Here is a 16,358-nt window from a genome sequence, read left to right as displayed (position 1 = left end):
AATCTCCCAGTCTATTTGAACCGGTAAGTGATTCGGCCTCTCGTCAAATCGTAAGGAGACAGCTCAACCGTCACCTTGTCGCCGGGCAGAATACGTATATAATGCATCCTCATCTTGCCGGAGATATGGGCCAGGACCTTATGCCCGTTCTCCAACTCCACCCGGAACATCGCGTTCGGTAAGGGCTCGATTACCGTTCCCTCGACTTCGATCGCGTCTTCTTTAGACAAAGCTCGCCTCCTCCCCGGTCAAAATGACCGGGCCTTCCTTGGTCACAGCGACAGTGTGCTCATAATGAGCCGATAAGCTCCCGTCGGCCGTCACAACCGTCCAGCCGTCGTCAAGCGTCTTGACGTCGGAACCGCCCATGTTTACCATCGGCTCGATGGCGAAGACCATGCCCGGTTTGATAACCGGTCCCGTCCCCGGTTCACCGAAATTCGGGATCGGCGGATCCTCGTGCATTCGGCGGCCGATACCGTGTCCAACATAGCGTCTGACCACTGAATATCGTCGTCCTTCGACATAAGATTGCACAGCCGCCGATATATCGCCGACGCGTTGCCCGGGGCGGCAGTACTCAATACCCGCCTTCAGCGAGTCCCGCGTCGTTTCTATCAGGTCAATCGCTTGCGCCAGCACTTGGCCGACGGCGAATGTCCTGGCCCCGTCCCCGTAGAAATTCTTATAGATGGCTCCTACGTCGACGCTAACCAAGTCACCGTTGCTTATCTTTTTGTCATCCTTCGGAATCCCGTGAACGACCTCGTCGTTCAGCGAAATGCAAAGCGAATTCGGAAAACCGTGATAACCCAGAAAAGCTGGTTCGGCGCCACACTGTCTTATATGCCTCTCGGCAATCCTGTCAAGTTCCCCGGTCGTGATACCCGGCGTGAGGTTATCCTCAACTATCCTCAGCGTCTCCGCGACAATCGCGCCAGCCGCTTTAATTCTTTCCAGTTCTTTCTTGGACCTTCGTGCAATCAAGTCCTAGCCTCGATGAGAACGACTATCGTCTCAAAAACCTCATCCATCGGTCGTGTCCCGGAAACCTCCGCCAATATGCCCATGTCTCTGTAATAGCCGATGAGCGGTTCACTGTTGGTCCTATAAACCTCTAAACGATGGCTGATAGTCGCCTCGTTATCGTCATCTCTCTGTATCAAACCTGTTCCGCAAGTATCGCAAACATCTTCCGTCTGCGAAGGCCTATGGTCCAAATGGTACACGGCGTTACATTTCGGGCAGACACGCCGGCGGCTTAAGCGCCGGATGATTTCGTCGTCCGGTACGGCAATATTCAATACCAGGTCGATGTCCTTGCCTTGGCTCTTAAGCATCTTCCCCAGAGCCTCCGCCTGCACGGCGCTCCGCGGAAAGCCGTCCAGGAGAAATCCCTGCTGCGCGTCCGGCTCGTTCAGCCTGTCGCGCACGATCTTGATAACCACATCGTCCGGGACGAGTTCCCCTTTGTCCATAAAGGACTTGGCTTCCAGGCCAAGCGGCGTCCCCTTAGCAATCGCTTCCCTCAGCATATCTCCCGTAGAAACCGCTGGAATACCAAACTTGGCGCTTATCCTGGCCGCTTGGGTGCCTTTTCCGCTGCCCGGAGGCCCCATGATAATCATGTTCATTTAAGTCACCGCCCGTTTATCTGCTAAAGAACCCTTCGTAGTTCCGCATGTGCAGCTGGGCTTCCAGCTGACGCATCGTTTCCAGCGCGACGCTGACGACGATGAGTATGGAAATACCACCGAAGCTCTTAAAGAACGGCACATTCAAGGTGCCCATGATAATCGTCGGAATCAGAGCGATCAACGCCAGGAAAACCGCTCCCGGCAGTGTCATCCTGGTCAAAATATTGTCAAGATACGCGGCCGTCGGCCGTCCCGGCCTTACTCCCGGGATAAACCCGCCGTATTTCTGGATATTCTCCGAAATATCGATCGGGTTGAATGTAACGGCTGTATAGAAATACGCGAACACGATAATAAGAAGCGAATACATAAGCATATATCCGATTGACGACGGCGCCAGATACGTGTTCATGGCCGTAGCGAACGCCGAAGCCGGGAAGAACTGCGAGATAATTCCCGGAATCATGAGCACCGAAACCGCGAAAATGATCGGCACCACACCGGCCTGGTTTATCTTCAGAGGAATATATGTCATCTGGCCTCCGTAAACCTTGCGGCCGACTATCCTCTTGGCGTATTGCACCGGTATTTTTCTCTGCCCTAGCTCCGTAGCCACGATTGCCGCCATAACCAACAGAATGATTAAGACGACCACGGTGATGACCAGCGGACTAGAAACCTGCGCTGTCTGGACCGCGGCTATCGGAAGACGCGATATTATGCTGGCGGCGATGATTACCGACATCCCGTTACCGATGCCCTTCTCCGTAATCAACTCGGCCAGCCACATTATCAAGGTAGTTCCGGCAACCAGCGTAATCACGATCAGGCCGACGGAATTAAAGTTGTAACTTGCAATAACTTTGTAGTTCTTAAAAGTGACCACCAGCGCCATTGCCTGGACAAAAGCCAAGGCCACAGTCATATACCGGACGTACTGGTTGATCTTCTTCTGTCCGGCTTCGCCTTCCTTCTGCAGCTGCTCCAACTTCGGAAAAACGACCGTCAAAAGCTGCATAATGATCGTCGACGTTATATAAGGCATGATGCCTAAGGCAAAAACGGCGAATTCCGATAGCGCCCCGCCCGCGAACAAATCGACGAATCCGAACAGGCCTCCCTCCTGGGACGCGACAAACGACTTAAGCGCCGCTACGTCAATGCCGGGCACGACGATATGCGACCCGATTCGATAAACCGCGATAATCGCCAGGGTGAACAGTAAACGCTTTCGAAGCTCGGGAACCCGGAAAAGATTGCGGAAGGCCTCCAGCATTTAGAGCACCTCGGCGCGGCCGCCCGCTGCCTCGATCTTTTCCTTGGCCGCTTTGCTGAAAGCGTGGGCTTTAACAGTCAACGCCTTGCTGACTTCGCCGTCACCTAAAATCTTCACTTTTAAAGTTGCCTTCTTTATCAGACCCTTGCCGGTCAAGGCCGTCGGATCGACGGTCTCGCTGGCCTTGAAATCATTTAATCTGCCCACATTGACCAGCTCGTAATAAAGCTTGTCGGGATTCTTAAATCCGGCCAGCTTCGGCACCCGGCGGATCAACGGCATCTGGCCGCCCTCAAAACCCGGCCTGGTCGTGTTGCGGGCGTGCTGCCCCTTCTGGCCTCGCGTTGACGTCTTGCCGTGCCCCGAGGCCCGGCCGCGTCCGACGCGTTTGCCTTTTGTCTTCCCGCCCTCGGCAGGTTTTAGGTCGTGTAGCTTCATTACTTAGTCTCCTTTTTATCCGCCGTAGCCTTGGCAGAGGCGGGCTTAGGAGCAGTCTTCTTTGGCGCCGCTTTCTTGACAGCCGTTTTACCCTCCGTAGCCTTGACGGAGGAGGGCTTCTTGGCAGTTGCAGGTTTCTTGGCCGCTACCTTTGCAGTCGTGTCCTTTCCGTCACTGCGAGAAGCTTGTTCTTTAGGCGACGAAGCAACCTCAGCTTTAACCGGTTTTGCGGCCTTGGCCGTCTTCTTAACCGGCGCTTCTTTCGCCTCCGCTGTCTCGACTCTCACTAAATGCGCGACAGAGTTCACCATTCCGCGCACCGCCGGGTTATCCGGCAGAACCGAGGACGAGCTGATCTTCCCCAGCCCGAGCGCTTTGATTGTCCGCTTCTGCGGTTCGATTCGACCGATAGCGCTCTTTACCTGCGTTACCTTTATGTAATTGGCGGTTTCCGTTTTGGCCATTCCTGTTCCCTTATCTTATGTCCGCGACGTCTTTGCCGCGCATGGCGGCGACTTCTTCAGGTGTACGCAAGCTTTTTAAGGCTTCCACAGTCGCGCCAGCTACGTTGATCGCGTTGGCGCTGCCCAGTGATTTGGTTAAAATATCTTTAATGCCGGCCAGTTCAAGTACGGCGCGCACGCCACCGCCAGCGATAACGCCGGTTCCTTTGCCCGCCGGTTTCAGAAGAACGGACCCTGACGCGTAGTGGCCGGTAATCTCGTGAGGAATCGTCGTGCCGTTTAAGCTGACGTCGAACATTTCACGCTTGGCGCGTTGAACGCCCTTTTGAATCGCGCTGGCCACGTCATTTGCCTTACCCATAGACACGCCTACCCGGCCGTTCTTGTCCCCGACCGCGACGAGCGCGCTGAAACTAAACCGCCGGCCGCCCTTAACGACCTTGGCGACACGGTTTATATAGATAACCCGTTCCTCTATTTCTCTGGTTTGGTCCTTGTCGAAATCCAAGTGTGCCCGTCCTCCTTAGAACGTAAGGCCGCCCTCGCGGGCTCCTTCGGCCAACGCCTTAACCCGGCCGTGATACAACCGGCCGCCGCGGTCAAAAACAACTTTGCCGATTTTTTTGGTTTTGGCCTGTTCGGCGAGATGTTTGCCGACTTCCTTAGCCTGTTCTGTTTTTTTCTTCCCGCTCGCGCCCTTCAAACCGATATCCGACGCGCCCAGGATAATCTTACCCGTCGCGTCGTCGATAAGTTGCGCGAAGATATGCCGGTTGCTCCGGTAAACACACAGACGGGGCCGGTCGGCGGTGCCGATAACAGTTTTCCTGACCCTTCTATGCCGTTTTATTCTCGCTTCAACAGTCGTTAAACTCATTTCTCTCCACTCTTATCTCATTGTTACCGTTACTTCTCGACTCGTTCTCTTCGCTCACTCGCTCGAAGAAGATTTATTGAACACGAACTTCTAACCACCAACTACTAACTACTCTCCGCTCTTTGCTCTTGGCTCTAAGCTATTTGGCGGCTTTGCCGGCCTTGCGCCGGACATATTCACCCTGATAGCGAATACCTTTGCCTTTATAAGGCTCGGGGCCCCGGAACTTCCGGATCTTAGCCGCCGTCTCGCCGACTTTTTCCGCGTCAATACCCTTTACGATTATACTGGTCGCCTGGGGCACTTCGAACTCTATGCCCTCTTCGGGTATGACCGTAATCGTATGCGAATAACCCAGCGCCAGCTCGATATCCTTACCTTTGAGCGTTGCCCGGTAACCAACACCCTGTATCTCAAGAGTCTTGGTGAATCCGTCAGTCACTCCTTTGACCATATTGGCCAAAAGCGACCGGTTCAAACCGTGCAAGGCGCGATGATCGCGTTCATCGCTCGGCCGCTTCATGGTGACCGCGCCTTCTTCGATGACCATCTCTATCTCTGGGTTAAGGGTTCGTTTGAGTTCGCCTTTCGGCCCCTTAACGGTCACCAGGTCGCCTTCTCTTTTTATTTCCACGCCGCCCGGTACCGGGATCGGCATTCTACCTATCCGTGACATTTATCCTCCGCCCGCCTTACCAAACATAGGCGATGACTTCGCCCCCGACGCCCACCTCGCGGGCGCGTTTGTCGGTCATGATTCCCCTTGAGGAAGACAAGACCGCGATGCCGAGACCGCCCAAGACCTTAGGTATGGCGTCCTGTTTAGCATAGACGCGTAAACCCGGCTTGCTGATCCGTTTGATGCCCGTGATGACGCGTTTCTTGTTCGGCATATATTTCAAGGTAATGGTGATAGCGTTCTCCGGTTTGCTTTCCTTGACCTTATAGCTAGCGATATAGCCCTCTTCGGCCAAGACCTTGGCTACCTCAAGCTTGATATTCGAGTAAGGCACGTCCACGGTATCGTGATACGCCAGATTGGCGTTGCGAATCCTGGTGAACATGTCTGCCAGCGGATCTATGACGTTCAACTCGTTCCCTCCTGTTTCTACCAGCTTGACTTGGTCAAGCCGGGAATCTCGCCTTTATGCGCCATCTCGCGAAGACAAACGCGGCACAAACCGAACTTGCGGAAATATCCGCGGGGGCGTCCGCAACGGGTGCATCGCGAATAGCCTCTCGCGCTAAATTTGCTCTTTCTCTCCGCCTTCGCTACCAGTGATTTTTTAGCCACTAGCTCAAGTCCTCCTTAAAACCGCGTTAGTCCTTCTTGAACGGGAAGCCCATCCTGGTTAAAAGCGATCTTGCTTCCGCATCGGTTGGAGCCGTCGTTACTATCGTTATGTTCATACCGCGAGTTTTGTCGATGGAATCGTAGTCTATTTCCGGAAAAACCAGTTGCTCGGTCAAGCCCAGCGTATAGTTGCCGTCGCCGTCGAACTTATCGTTCAAGCCCTTGAAATCACGGACCCTTGGCAAAGCCAGCGATAGCAGCCGATCCAGGAATTCGTACATACGCTCGCCCCTCAAAGTGACCTTGGCGCCGATCATCATGCCTTCGCGCAACTTGAAGCTGGCGATGGATTTCTTAGCCCGCGTAACGATGGGCTTCTGGCCGGTAATTGCCGTCAAGTCTTTGACCGCGCCGTCGATTGCTTTCGCTTCCGTCTTAGCCTCGCCGACTCCCATGTTTACGATAACCTTGGTGACTTTGGGCACTTCCATGGTGTTCCTATAGGAGTGCTCGGACATCAACTCCGGCATAATCTCGTTTTTGTACGCTTCTTTCAGTCTCGCCATCTACTCATCCTGTCTTTTATTTTTTATTCCTAGCTTTGCCATATTTTATTTCTTATTTATTATTTTTTATCTATAGCGGCGCCGCACTTCTTACAGGTTCTGGTGCGGTTGCCTTCCTCGTCCCTAACGCTTCCGGCTTTGGTCGGTTTGCCGCAGCTGCCGCAGATCAGCATCAGGTTGGAAACGTTTATTGGCGCTTCCATCTCTATTATTCCGCCCGACTGCGGATTTCGCTGAGTCGGCCGGCTGGCTTTCTTAATCTTGTTTATTCCCTCGACGACAACGCGATTCTTGTCCGGCAACGAGCGAATGACCTTGCCTCGCTTGCCTTTATCCTTGCCTGTTAAGACCTCGACGTTATCGCCTTTTCGGATTGTCATTTTGCCCATGCGCTATAAAACCTCCGGCGCCAATGAAACGATCTTCATAAATTTTCTGTCCCTAAGCTCTCTGGTTACGGGCCCGAAGATTCGCGTGCCCCTTGGGTTCTTGGCGTCGTCGATGATGACCGCCGCGTTTTCATCAAATTTTATATAACTGCCATCCGGACGGCGGTACTCTTTCTTCGTGCGGACCACGACCGCTTTGACCACGTCGCCTTCCTTTACGACGCCACGCGGGATGGCTTCTTTGACGGTCGCGACCACGATATCGCCCAACCGCGCGTAACGCCTGCGGCTGCCGCCTAAAACCCGTATAACCAGGATTTCCTTGGCTCCGGTGTTGTCCGCCACCTTCAGCCTGGATTCCTGCTGGATCATACTGTCTCCGCCTTTTCCAAAACTTTAACCAGCCGCCAGCGCTTCGTCGCGCTCATGCGGCGAGTTTCCATGACTTCCACCAAATCGCCGGTCTGGCTTTCGTTTTTCTCGTCGTGCGCCTTTAACTTGGTAATCTGTTTCATGGTTTTCCCGTAAAGCGGATGATGGACTTTTGTCTTTACCTCAACGACGATGGTTTTATCCATCTTGTCGCTGACGACCCTTCCCGTCATCGTCTTACGTTTCCCGCGGTCGGTATTATTCTCCGGCATTCTGGAGCTCCCTTTCCTGGCGCACTGTCTCGATGCGCGCGATGTCGCGCCGGACCTGCCGGACGCGGCGCGGGTTGTCAAGCTGTGCCGTTGACATCTGAAAACGAAGGTTAAATAGCTCTTCCCTGGCTTCCGCCAGCTTCTTATTAAGTTCTTCCTGATTCAATGACCTTAACTCTTTGGCGTTCATGTCTTACACCTCGGTGCGCTTAGCGAATTTCGCTCTGATCGGTAACTTATGGGCCGCCAGCCGCATGGCCTCACGAGCGGTAACCTCGTCTACCCCGGCCAGCTCGAACATTATATGGCCCGGCTTGACAACAGCCACCCAGCCTTCGGGAGCGCCCTTGCCGCTGCCCATGCGCGTCTCGGCCGGTTTCTTGGTAATGGGCTTATCCGGAAATATCTTGATCCATACCTTGCCGCCGCGCCGTATATGCCTGGTGATCGCGACACGGGCGGCTTCAATCTGACGGTTGCTGATCCAGCCTGGTTCAAGCGCCTGCAAGCCGTAGTCGCCAAAGCGAACCTGGTTGCCGCGTGTAGCCTGACCCCGCCGGTTTCCCCTTTGTACTTTTCTATGCTTGACCCGCTTGGGAATTAACACGCCTTACTTCTCCTTCTTTGGAGCTGTCTTCTTGGCCGCCGGTTTACCCGCCGTAGCCTTGGCGGAGGCGGGCTCTTTCTTCATAGCCGGCTTGCCCGCCGGAGCTTTAGCGGCGGAGGGTTTCTTAGCCGCGGACTTGGCTTCCTTCTTGGGAGCGGCCGCGGCCGGCTTGGCGGTCTCCTTAGAGGCCGCCTTAGTTGTCTTTGTCGTCTTGGCGGCTGCCTTCTTGGCCGCAGGCTTGGCGGCCTTTACTGTTTCTTTGGGCTTCGCTTTGGCAGCCGGCTTGTCCTCTGACTTCTTCGCCGGAACTTTAGCGGCGGCGGGAGCTTTAGCGGCCGTTTTCGGTTTAACCTCAGCCTTTGCCGCCTTGACCTCAGGCTTTACTGTCTTCGTGCTCTTTGGACTCGACTCGGCGGATTTCTCCGTCTCTATCGGCTTAACCTCTATGGCGACTTTTGTCGCTTCGATTCCCGGCGCGGTGGCTTGTTCCGGCTTGGTTTCAACCGGTTTCTCCGCTTTTACCTGAGCCAACTTGGCTTCGATAACCCGTTTCGGTCGAGGCGCCATCGGTCGCGCGTTCTCCTCGCTGATGTCGAGTTCAGTCTCATGCCTGACGCTCAAGCCTCTCAGCGGCACATCGCCGTGGTATATCCAAACTTTAACGCCTATCTTGCCTGACTTAGTGTTAGCTTCGGCCGTCCCGTATTCTATGTCGGCTTTCAGCGTGTGCAACGGCACGCGGCCTTCGCGGTACCATTCGGTACGTGACATTTCGGCGCCGCCCAACCGGCCTGCCGACGATATCCTGACGCCCTTTACACCGCCGGCCATCGCCTGGCTGACGGCTTTTTTCATCGCCCTTCGGAATGAAACCCGGCCTTCAAGCTGCTGCGCTACGTTTTGGGCAATCAGCGGGGCGCTGATTTCAGGCCGCCTGACTTCCTGGATATCTATACGAACGCGCTTGCCGGAAAGTTTTTCAAGATGGCCCCGCAGCTTGTCGACCTCGGCGCCTTTCTTGCCGATGACAATGCCCGGACGGCCAGCGTGAATAACGATCTTTACCTGCTGTTCGGTGCGTTCGATATCGATCTTTGCTAACCCTGCGTGTGACAGCTTGTTAATCACGTGGCGGCGAATCTTTATATCTTCGCTTAGATAAGCGGCAAATTCTTTTTCGTTGTACCAGCGGGTCCGCCAATCGTTGATTATTCCTAAGCGCAGCCCGTAAGGGTTAACCTTCTGACCCACTCGAATCCTCCTTAGAGACGGCTTTCTTCGCCTTGGTCTCGGTAATCTTCGCTTTTGGCTCTTTCTTCGTTGTCTTTCCGTCATTGCGAGGAGCCGCCTTTTTCTTCGGCGACGAAGCAACCTCGCCTTTCTTGGCCGCTTTCTTGGCTGCTGACTTGGCCGGCGCCGGCTCTTTGGTTTTCTTGACTTCCGTCTTTTCTATTTCATTCAAAACCAATGTGATGTGACTGGTCCGTTTGTTGATCCTGCTAGCCCGGCCTTGCGCCCGCGGACGCCACCGCTTCAGAATCGGACCTTCGTCGACAAAAGCTTCGGAAACGACGAGGTTGTCCGCGCCCGACGCGCCCTTTTGGACGGCGTTAGCGACCGCCGAATTCAGCACTTTCAGAATCGCTTTCGACGCTTCCCGGGTGGAAAACTGAAGTATGACCGCGGACTCGGCCGCGTTCTTACCCCTGATCATGTCAACGACCAAACGCGATTTACGCGGGGCGATTCTTATGTATTTAGCGCGAGCTCTGGCTTCCAATGTCATTCCTCTTTTGCTAACGGACCGTCGTCTTGTCTTTGGACGAATGCCCGCGGAAAAACCGCGTCGGCGCGAACTCGCCCAATTTGTGTCCAACCATACTTTCCGTGATATAAATTGGCACGTGTTTCTTGCCGTTGTGAACCGCGATAGTCAGGCTTACCATTTCCGGAAAGATCGTCGACCGTCTGGACCAGGTCTTAATAATAGCCTTGCTGTTATCTTCACCGGCCGCGGAGACCTTCCTCATTAGCGAGTCGTCAATAAACGGACCTTTTTTCAGGGACCTGCTCAAAGTTAGTTAAGCCTCCTATCTTTTCCTGCCCCTGACGATCATTTTGTCAGAGGGTTTGCTCTTCCTTGTCCGGTAGCCCAGCGTCGGCTTGCCCCAAGGCGTCACCGGATGCCGGCCGGCGCTCTTGTTCTTGCCTTCGCCGCCGCCGTGCGGGTGGTCGACCGGATTCATAGCCGTACCGCGGACGCTCGGGCGGATGCCCAGCCAGCGGCTGCGGCCTGCCTTGCCTACGGTCAAATTGGAATGGTCGGAGTTGCCGACCTGGCCGATCGTCGCCTTAGCTTCGATGCCGACTAAGCGGACTTCGCCCGACGCCATTTTAACCTGGCCGTATTCGCCTTCCTTGGCGACCAGTTGGGCCATACATCCGGCCGAGCGGCAGAGTTTCGCGCCCTGACCGGCTTTAATCTCAACATTATGGATTACCGTGCCGAGCGGGATATCTTTGATCCTTAAAGCGTTGCCCGGTTTGATGTCCGCCGACTCTCCCGACATAACCGCGTCGCCCGGTTTCAATCCGACCGGCGCGACGATATAGCGTTTCTCGCCGTCGGCATAGTTCAGCAAAGCAATATTGGCCGAGCGGTTCGGATCGTATTCGATAGCCGCGACCTTCGCTGGAATGCCGTCTTTATCCCGCATAAAGTCGATCAAACGGTACTTGCGTTTGTGTCCGCCGCCCTTATGCCTTGTCGTGATCCGGCCGTAGACGTTCCGCCCGCCGCTTTTCTTAAGCGTTGAGGTCAGCGCTTTTTCCGGCTTGTCCTTTGTTATCTCCTCAAAGCTAGAGGAGGACATATAACGCCTGCTCGGTGTCGTCGGCTTATATTTTTTAATACCCATCTCTTATATCTCCAGCTTATTCCCTGACTACTTCGACTCGAAGAACTCGATCTTGTGGCCTTCGGCCAGCGTAACAATGGCTTTCTTCATCGACGGCGTGTAACCTGACGTCGCGCCCTGTCGTTTCATTTTTCCCCCGCGGTGCATTGTGTTGACGCCGATGACCTTAACATTGAATATGGCCTCGATTGCGTCTTTGATTTCTTCCTTGCCCGCTTTAGGATCGACCGCGAATACATATTTGTTTTCTTCAATCAACTTATAGCTTTTTTCGCTGATGATCGGCTTCTTGATGACCGCGCGCGGATTTTTCATACCAGTCTCTCCTTGGCCACCAGCTCGAAAACGCTTTTCGTCGTGACGATATCATCGGCGTTAAGAACGTCATAGGTCGTCAGCTGTCCGGCCGATACGACCTTGACGTGCGGCAGGTTGCGGAACGACTTCATAATCGCGTCCTGCTCGTCCTGGACGACGGCTAGCACCTTGCCTTCGGCTTTCAGCGCCGCCAAAAGCTCAACGGCCGCCTTAGTCGACGGTTTCTCCCACGTCAGCTCCTCGACGACTTTAAACGACCCGTCGCGAAGCTTGTCGGCCAAAGCGCCCTTAAGCGCCGCGTATTTCATTTTCTTCGGCACTTTCTGTGAAAAATCGCGTGGTTTCGGCCCGTGGACGATGCCGCCGTGCCGCCAGATCGGTGACCGGATGCTGCCCGCGCGCGCGCGTCCCGTGCCTTTCTGGCGCCAGGGCTTGACCCCTCCGCCCGAAACCTCGCCGCGGGTCTTCGTGTTGGCCGAACCCTGTCTCAATCCCGCCAGATACGCGTTGACAACCTGGTGGACCAGTGCCGGGTTGGCTTCGTATTTCATAGCGGCGTCGCTGACCGCGACCTCGCTGACCTTCTTGCCTGTTTTGTCGTGAACCGTGATGCTCTTACCCATGGTTTAAGCACGACTCCTTTTTGCTTCCCGGATCATGACCAGGCCGCCTTTGGGGCCCGGTACGCAGCCCTTAAGGGCGATCAGGTTGTTGCCTTTGTCCACCTTAACGACCTCGATAAAAGATATCGTGGTCTTGGCGTTGCCCATCCGTCCCGGGAGTTTCTTGCCCTTCCAGACGCGCGAAGGGGTAGCGCACATACCGATGGCGCCCGGCGCGCGGCGAAAGTGGTGGCCGTGCGTTGCCGGACGGGTCGAGAAATTATGGCGCTTGACGACGCCGGCGAAGCCTTTGCCTTTGGACACGCCCTCGACGTCGACTATCTCGCCTTCGGCGAAGACATCGGCGTCGATCTGTTGCCCGACGGATACGGCTTCTAGGTCCTCGACGCGGTACTCCGCCAGATATTTCACCAGCGGGGTCCCGGCCTTGGCCAGATGGCCCCGTTCCGGTTTTGACAGATTGCCTTCTTTGGTCTCGCCAAAGCCAAGCTGAACAGCCTTATACCCATCGTTGCCCTCGTCCTTTACCTGGACGACATAGCAGGGGCCGGCCTCTATCAGCGTCACCGGAACGACTTTTCCGTCGCTGGAAAACACCTGGCTCATGCCTATTTTTTTGCCGAGAATACCTTTCACGCTCATGCCTCGTCTAGTATTTCGAGACCTTACAGTTTGATCTCGATATCGACCCCAGCCGGCAGATCCAACCTCATCAAAGAATCAATCGTTTTAGGTGTCGGATCCAGGATGTCGATCAGACGTTTGTGCGTCCTGATCTCAAAATGTTCCCGTGAATCCTTGTCCTTGTGGGGCGACCTGATAACGCAGTAACGGCTCCGCCGCGTCGGCAGCGGGACCGGGCCTGAAATCCTGGCGCCCGTCCGTTTGGCGGTTTCCACGATTTTTCGGGCCGACTGGTCAATCAGCTCGTGGTCATATGCTTTTAGTCTTATTCGGATCTGCTGGTTCGCCAACTCTTATCCTTTACTTACTTCTTGATCTTCGTGACGCGCCCGGCGCCGACGGTGCGGCCGCCTTCGCGGATGGCGAAGCGCAGGCCTTCTTCCATGGCGATCGGGGCTATAAGCACGACTTCCATCACCGTGTTATCTCCCGGCATGACCATCTCGGTCCCGGAAGGCAAGGTCACGACGCCGGTGACGTCGGTCGTCCTGAAGTAGAACTGGGGCCGATATCCTGAGAAGAACGGGGTGTGACGCCCGCCTTCTTCCTTGGTCAGGATGTAGGCCTGGCCGGTGAACTCGGTGTGAGGGGTGATGCTCCCCGGCTTGGCCAGGACCTGTCCCCGCTCGATCTCGTCTTTCTCCACACCTCTTAGAAGCACGCCAACGTTGTCGCCGGCTTCGGCTTCGTCGAGTAACTTCCTGAACATCTCCAGCCCTGTGGCGACCGTTTTCTTGGTCTCGGGGCGGATGCCGACGATCTCGACTTCCTCGCCGACCTTGATCTTGCCCCTCTCCACTCGGCCCGTCGCGACGGTGCCGCGGCCGGTGATGGTGAAGACGTCTTCCACACTCATCAAGAACGGCTTGTCCACGTCACGGGCGGGGGTGGGGATATAGGAGTCGACCGAGTCCATCAATTCCATGACGGGCTTGCAGTCGTCACAGGTCTTGGGATCTTCGCACTTGCTCTCCAGCGCTTTCAGGGCACTCCCCCGGATGACCGGGATGTCGTCGCCCGGGAACTCGTACTCGGTGAGCAAGTCCCTGACTTCCATCTCGACCAGGTCCAGGAGTTCCGGGTCGTCGACCATGTCGGTCTTATTCATGAAGACGATGATGTAGGGGACGCCGACCTGCCTCGCCAACAGGATGTGCTCGCGGGTCTGCGGCATCGGGCCGTCGGCGGCCGATACCACCAGGATGGCCCCGTCCATCTGGGCCGCTCCGGTGATCATGTTCTTGATGTAGTCGGCGTGTCCCGGGCAGTCGATGTGAGCGTAGTGGCGCTTCTCCGTCTCGAACTCGACGTGGGCGATGGCGATGGTTATGCCGCGCTCGCGCTCCTCGGGAGCGTTGTCGATGGAGTCGAAGCTCCTCTCGGCGACGTTCATGCCCGCCTTGTGAAGGCACGTCGTGATGGCCGCCGTCAAGGTCGTCTTGCCGTGGTCGACGTGACCGATGGTGCCGATGTTCAGGTGCGGCTTGGTCCTCTCGAATTTCTGCTTAGCCATAAGGTAACCTCCTACTCTCCTCGGCTTTTCTTAACTATTTCCTCGGCAATCCGCTTCGGAACTTCTTCATATTGCTTAAACTGCATCGTATAATTCGCCCGCCCCTGCGTTTTGCTGCGCAAGTCGGTCGCGTATCCAAACATCTCGCTCAACGGCACCAAAGCTCTGACGGAGCGAGTGTCGCCGCGTAGTTCCATTCCCTCAATCCGGCCGCGGCGGCTGTTCAAGTCGCCGATGACGTCGCCCACGTATTGCTCGGGGCTGACAATTTCAACATCCATGACCGGCTCCAGCAAAACGGGATGAGCTTTATTTATAGCATTCTTAAAGCCCATGCTGCCAGCAATTTTAAACGCCATTTCGCTGGAGTCGACATCATGGTAAGAACCGTCGTAGAGCGTCGCTTTAATATTCACCAGTGGATAACCGGCAATCGCGCCGCTTTCCATGGCTTCCTCGACGCCTTTGCCGACGGCCGGGATGTATTCCTTGGGCACAGCGCCCTGGGTAATCTTGTCTTCGAACTCGAAATTCTGTTCGCTTTCCTTCAGCGGTTCGACTTTGATATAAACATGCCCGTACTGGCCGCGGCCGCCTGTCTGGCGGACGAACTTGCCTTCGGCCTGGGCTTCCTTGGTGATAGTCTCGCGGTAAGCTACCTGCGGTTTGCCGACATTGGCGTGAACGTTGAATTCGCGGATCAACCGGTCAACGATAATCTCCAGATGAAGCTCGCCCATTCCGGCCACAATAGTCTGACCCGTATCCTCGTCGGTCTTGACGCGGAAGGTTGGATCTTCCTCAGCCAGTTTCAACAACGATGCGGACAGTTTTTCCTGGTCCGCTTTGGTTTTTGGCTCGATGGCCACGTCGATGACCGGTTCGGGAAAGACCATGGATTCCAGAATAATCTGATGCGCTTGGTTGCAAAGCGTGTCACCGGTTGTCGTGTCTTTTAGGCCTACGACCGCCGCAATCTCTCCCGTGTATACTTCTTTTCGCTCCTCACGGGTATTGCTGTGCATCTGAAGCAGACGCCCAACGCGCTCCTTGATGCCCTTGTTCGCGTTGTAGGTGTAAGCTCCGCTTTGTAGCGTGCCGGAATAAACGCGGAAGAAAGTGAGTTTGCCTACGAACGGGTCGGTTACGACCTTGAAGGCCAGCGCGGCGAAAGGCTCGTCGTTGCTGGGCTTACGCTCGATTTCGTTGCCCGTCTTGGGCTCGATGCCCTTAACGGGCGGTACGTCCAGCGGACTCGGCAGATAGTCGATGACCGCGTCGAGTACGGGTTGCACGCCCTTATTTTTAAGCGCGGTTCCGCAGAGAACCGGCGTGACCGCGTTGGCCAGTGTTGCCTTGCGAATAGCCCGCTTGATCTCTTCTACGGTTACGTCCTCGCCTTCCAGGTATTTCAGCATCACGTCCTCGTCGTAATCGGCGACGGCCTCGATCATATGGATGCGATGCTCCTCGGCGTCGGGCAGCATGTCGGCCGGGATATCTATGATATCCACATTAGCGCCCGTCGGATCGTTATACTCGTATACTTTCATCTCTATCAGGTCGATATGGCCTTTGTAGTTGTCCTCGGCGCCGATGTTTAATTGAATCGGAACCGGATTCGCGCCCAACCGGTCGCGCAGCGACTGAACCGCGTTCAAGAAATCCGCGCCGGTCTTGTCCATTTTATTGATGAAGCAGATTCGCGGTACGCCGTATTTATCGGCTTGCCGCCAGACTGTTTCAGATTGTGGTTCGACGCCGGCTTCGCCGTCGAATACGGCAACCGCTCCGTCAAGAACCCTAAGTGATCGTTCGACCTCTACAGTGAAGTCCACGTGGCCGGGTGTGTCTATAATGTTAATCCGCACGCCCTTCCAATTGGCGGTTGTAGCGGCGGAGGTAATGGTAATGCCGCGCTCCTGTTCCTGGACCATCCAGTCCATCGTGGCCTGACCCTCGTCCACCTCGCCGATGCGGTAGTTGACGCCCGTATAATAAAGTATGCGTTCGGTCGTCGTTGTTTTGCCCGCGTCGATATGGGCCATGATCCCGATGTTTCTCATGTCTTCCAGGCGGAACTTCTGCGACATTTCCTTCTCCAATTGCG

General features: G+C 55.4%; 26 protein-coding genes and 1 pseudogene. All 27 read right to left on the bottom strand.

Annotated elements, in window-relative coordinates; all coding sequences use genetic code 11:
- Positions 1–11 precede the first annotated feature (11 nt).
- Positions 12–230: a translation initiation factor IF-1 gene (gene infA, locus WC891_08550; GenBank protein MFA5867982.1), complete on the bottom strand. Its 219-nt coding sequence runs from the start codon at positions 228–230 to the stop codon at positions 12–14.
- Positions 223–987 carry a type I methionyl aminopeptidase gene (map, locus tag WC891_08545; protein ID MFA5867981.1) on the bottom strand — a complete coding sequence of 255 codons (765 nt, stop codon included), beginning with the start codon at positions 985–987 and terminating at the stop codon, positions 223–225. The genes infA and map overlap by 8 nt, the downstream gene beginning before the upstream one ends.
- Complete coding sequence (locus tag WC891_08540) at positions 984–1,634, bottom strand: adenylate kinase (protein MFA5867980.1); 651 nt, start codon at positions 1,632–1,634, stop codon at positions 984–986. The genes map and WC891_08540 overlap by 4 nt, the downstream gene beginning before the upstream one ends.
- 16 nt (positions 1,635–1,650) lie before the next feature.
- Positions 1,651–2,913 (bottom strand): preprotein translocase subunit SecY, encoded by a 1,263-nt coding sequence (gene secY / locus WC891_08535; GenBank protein ID MFA5867979.1) that lies wholly within the window; start codon positions 2,911–2,913, stop codon positions 1,651–1,653.
- Positions 2,914–3,351: a 50S ribosomal protein L15 gene (gene rplO, locus WC891_08530; protein ID MFA5867978.1), complete on the bottom strand. Its 438-nt coding sequence runs from the start codon at positions 3,349–3,351 to the stop codon at positions 2,914–2,916. It lies immediately after the preceding gene.
- Between the two features lie 269 nt (positions 3,352–3,620).
- Positions 3,621–3,815, bottom strand: a pseudogene (rpmD, locus tag WC891_08525) (50S ribosomal protein L30).
- Between the two features lie 10 nt (positions 3,816–3,825).
- Positions 3,826–4,323 carry a 30S ribosomal protein S5 gene (gene rpsE / locus WC891_08520; GenBank protein MFA5867977.1) on the bottom strand — a complete coding sequence of 166 codons (498 nt, stop codon included), beginning with the start codon at positions 4,321–4,323 and terminating at the stop codon, positions 3,826–3,828.
- 15 nt (positions 4,324–4,338) lie between these two features.
- Positions 4,339–4,692, bottom strand: coding sequence for a 50S ribosomal protein L18 (gene rplR / locus WC891_08515; protein ID MFA5867976.1), 354 nt, complete (start codon positions 4,690–4,692; stop codon positions 4,339–4,341).
- Positions 4,693–4,831: 139 nt separating this feature from the next.
- Positions 4,832–5,368, bottom strand: a complete 537-nt coding sequence (gene rplF, locus WC891_08510; GenBank protein ID MFA5867975.1) for a 50S ribosomal protein L6 — start codon at positions 5,366–5,368, stop codon at positions 4,832–4,834.
- 16 nt (positions 5,369–5,384) lie between these two features.
- Entirely contained in the window at positions 5,385–5,783 is a 399-nt protein-coding gene (rpsH, locus tag WC891_08505) for a 30S ribosomal protein S8 (GenBank protein MFA5867974.1), read from the bottom strand.
- Positions 5,784–5,800: 17 nt separating this feature from the next.
- Positions 5,801–5,986, bottom strand: a complete 186-nt coding sequence (locus tag WC891_08500) for a type Z 30S ribosomal protein S14 (protein ID MFA5867973.1) — start codon at positions 5,984–5,986, stop codon at positions 5,801–5,803.
- 26 nt (positions 5,987–6,012) lie between these two features.
- Positions 6,013–6,552 carry a 50S ribosomal protein L5 gene (rplE, locus tag WC891_08495; protein MFA5867972.1) on the bottom strand — a complete coding sequence of 180 codons (540 nt, stop codon included), beginning with the start codon at positions 6,550–6,552 and terminating at the stop codon, positions 6,013–6,015.
- A 59-nt stretch (positions 6,553–6,611) separates the two neighbouring features.
- On the bottom strand, positions 6,612–6,941 hold the full coding sequence (gene rplX / locus WC891_08490; GenBank protein ID MFA5867971.1) for a 50S ribosomal protein L24: 330 nt from the start codon (positions 6,939–6,941) through the stop codon (positions 6,612–6,614).
- 3 nt (positions 6,942–6,944) lie between these two features.
- Positions 6,945–7,313 carry a 50S ribosomal protein L14 gene (gene rplN / locus WC891_08485; protein MFA5867970.1) on the bottom strand — a complete coding sequence of 123 codons (369 nt, stop codon included), beginning with the start codon at positions 7,311–7,313 and terminating at the stop codon, positions 6,945–6,947.
- Complete coding sequence (rpsQ, locus tag WC891_08480; GenBank protein MFA5867969.1) at positions 7,310–7,585, bottom strand: 30S ribosomal protein S17; 276 nt, start codon at positions 7,583–7,585, stop codon at positions 7,310–7,312. Before rpsQ ends, rplN begins: the two co-directional genes overlap by 4 nt.
- A complete protein-coding gene (gene rpmC, locus WC891_08475; protein ID MFA5867968.1) occupies positions 7,572–7,775 on the bottom strand; it encodes a 50S ribosomal protein L29 in 204 nt (67 codons plus the stop codon). Before rpmC ends, rpsQ begins: the two co-directional genes overlap by 14 nt.
- A 3-nt stretch (positions 7,776–7,778) precedes the next feature.
- A complete protein-coding gene (gene rplP, locus WC891_08470) occupies positions 7,779–8,192 on the bottom strand; it encodes a 50S ribosomal protein L16 (GenBank protein MFA5867967.1) in 414 nt (137 codons plus the stop codon).
- A 3-nt stretch (positions 8,193–8,195) separates the two neighbouring features.
- Positions 8,196–9,443 carry a 30S ribosomal protein S3 gene (gene rpsC, locus WC891_08465; GenBank protein MFA5867966.1) on the bottom strand — a complete coding sequence of 416 codons (1,248 nt, stop codon included), beginning with the start codon at positions 9,441–9,443 and terminating at the stop codon, positions 8,196–8,198.
- Positions 9,427–9,972, bottom strand: a complete 546-nt coding sequence (rplV, locus tag WC891_08460) for a 50S ribosomal protein L22 (protein ID MFA5867965.1) — start codon at positions 9,970–9,972, stop codon at positions 9,427–9,429. The genes rpsC and rplV overlap by 17 nt, the downstream gene beginning before the upstream one ends.
- A gap of 16 nt (positions 9,973–9,988) precedes the next feature.
- A complete protein-coding gene (gene rpsS / locus WC891_08455) occupies positions 9,989–10,267 on the bottom strand; it encodes a 30S ribosomal protein S19 (GenBank protein ID MFA5867964.1) in 279 nt (92 codons plus the stop codon).
- Between the two features lie 15 nt (positions 10,268–10,282).
- The gene (gene rplB / locus WC891_08450) at positions 10,283–11,110 is read right to left on the bottom strand and encodes a 50S ribosomal protein L2 (protein ID MFA5867963.1); all 828 of its coding nucleotides are present in this window, start codon (positions 11,108–11,110) and stop codon (positions 10,283–10,285) included.
- A 27-nt stretch (positions 11,111–11,137) separates the two neighbouring features.
- Positions 11,138–11,425 (bottom strand): 50S ribosomal protein L23, encoded by a 288-nt coding sequence (gene rplW, locus WC891_08445; protein MFA5867962.1) that lies wholly within the window; start codon positions 11,423–11,425, stop codon positions 11,138–11,140.
- A complete protein-coding gene (gene rplD, locus WC891_08440; protein ID MFA5867961.1) occupies positions 11,422–12,051 on the bottom strand; it encodes a 50S ribosomal protein L4 in 630 nt (209 codons plus the stop codon). Before rplD ends, rplW begins: the two co-directional genes overlap by 4 nt.
- Before the next feature lie 3 nt (positions 12,052–12,054).
- On the bottom strand, positions 12,055–12,687 hold the full coding sequence (gene rplC / locus WC891_08435) for a 50S ribosomal protein L3 (protein ID MFA5867960.1): 633 nt from the start codon (positions 12,685–12,687) through the stop codon (positions 12,055–12,057).
- 29 nt (positions 12,688–12,716) lie between these two features.
- Entirely contained in the window at positions 12,717–13,025 is a 309-nt protein-coding gene (rpsJ, locus tag WC891_08430; GenBank protein ID MFA5867959.1) for a 30S ribosomal protein S10, read from the bottom strand.
- 14 nt (positions 13,026–13,039) lie between these two features.
- Positions 13,040–14,248: an elongation factor Tu gene (tuf, locus tag WC891_08425; protein MFA5867958.1), complete on the bottom strand. Its 1,209-nt coding sequence runs from the start codon at positions 14,246–14,248 to the stop codon at positions 13,040–13,042.
- 11 nt (positions 14,249–14,259) lie between these two features.
- On the bottom strand, positions 14,260–16,341 hold the full coding sequence (gene fusA, locus WC891_08420) for an elongation factor G (protein ID MFA5867957.1): 2,082 nt from the start codon (positions 16,339–16,341) through the stop codon (positions 14,260–14,262).
- Positions 16,342–16,358 lie beyond the last annotated feature (17 nt).

The sequence above is a fragment of the Actinomycetota bacterium genome (assembly GCA_041658625.1).
Lineage (GTDB): Bacteria > Actinomycetota > JAHEXW01 > JAHEXW01 > JAHEXW01 > JBAZZW01.
Note: the sequence above shows the minus strand (reverse complement) of the source record. Positions and strands in the feature narration are given on the sequence as shown.

What these genes read in the sequence shown, in the direction of transcription:
- WC891_08540 (MFA5867980.1), bottom strand. Translation starts at nt 1,634, where the DNA reads ATGAACATGATTATCATGGGGCCTCCGGGCAGCGGAAAAGGCACCCAA.
- secY (MFA5867979.1), bottom strand. Translation starts at nt 2,913, where the DNA reads ATGCTGGAGGCCTTCCGCAATCTTTTCCGGGTTCCCGAGCTTCGAAAG.
- rplO (MFA5867978.1), bottom strand. Translation starts at nt 3,351, where the DNA reads ATGAAGCTACACGACCTAAAACCTGCCGAGGGCGGGAAGACAAAAGGC.
- rplR (MFA5867976.1), bottom strand. Translation starts at nt 4,692, where the DNA reads ATGAGTTTAACGACTGTTGAAGCGAGAATAAAACGGCATAGAAGGGTC.
- rplF (MFA5867975.1), bottom strand. Translation starts at nt 5,368, where the DNA reads ATGTCACGGATAGGTAGAATGCCGATCCCGGTACCGGGCGGCGTGGAA.
- rplE (MFA5867972.1), bottom strand. Translation starts at nt 6,552, where the DNA reads ATGGCGAGACTGAAAGAAGCGTACAAAAACGAGATTATGCCGGAGTTG.
- rplX (MFA5867971.1), bottom strand. Translation starts at nt 6,941, where the DNA reads ATGGGCAAAATGACAATCCGAAAAGGCGATAACGTCGAGGTCTTAACA.
- rplN (MFA5867970.1), bottom strand. Translation starts at nt 7,313, where the DNA reads ATGATCCAGCAGGAATCCAGGCTGAAGGTGGCGGACAACACCGGAGCC.
- rpsQ (MFA5867969.1), bottom strand. Translation starts at nt 7,585, where the DNA reads ATGCCGGAGAATAATACCGACCGCGGGAAACGTAAGACGATGACGGGA.
- rpmC (MFA5867968.1), bottom strand. Translation starts at nt 7,775, where the DNA reads ATGAACGCCAAAGAGTTAAGGTCATTGAATCAGGAAGAACTTAATAAG.
- rplB (MFA5867963.1), bottom strand. Translation starts at nt 11,110, where the DNA reads ATGGGTATTAAAAAATATAAGCCGACGACACCGAGCAGGCGTTATATG.
- rplW (MFA5867962.1), bottom strand. Translation starts at nt 11,425, where the DNA reads ATGAAAAATCCGCGCGCGGTCATCAAGAAGCCGATCATCAGCGAAAAA.
- rplD (MFA5867961.1), bottom strand. Translation starts at nt 12,051, where the DNA reads ATGGGTAAGAGCATCACGGTTCACGACAAAACAGGCAAGAAGGTCAGC.
- tuf (MFA5867958.1), bottom strand. Translation starts at nt 14,248, where the DNA reads ATGGCTAAGCAGAAATTCGAGAGGACCAAGCCGCACCTGAACATCGGC.
- fusA (MFA5867957.1), bottom strand. Translation starts at nt 16,341, where the DNA reads ATGTCGCAGAAGTTCCGCCTGGAAGACATGAGAAACATCGGGATCATG.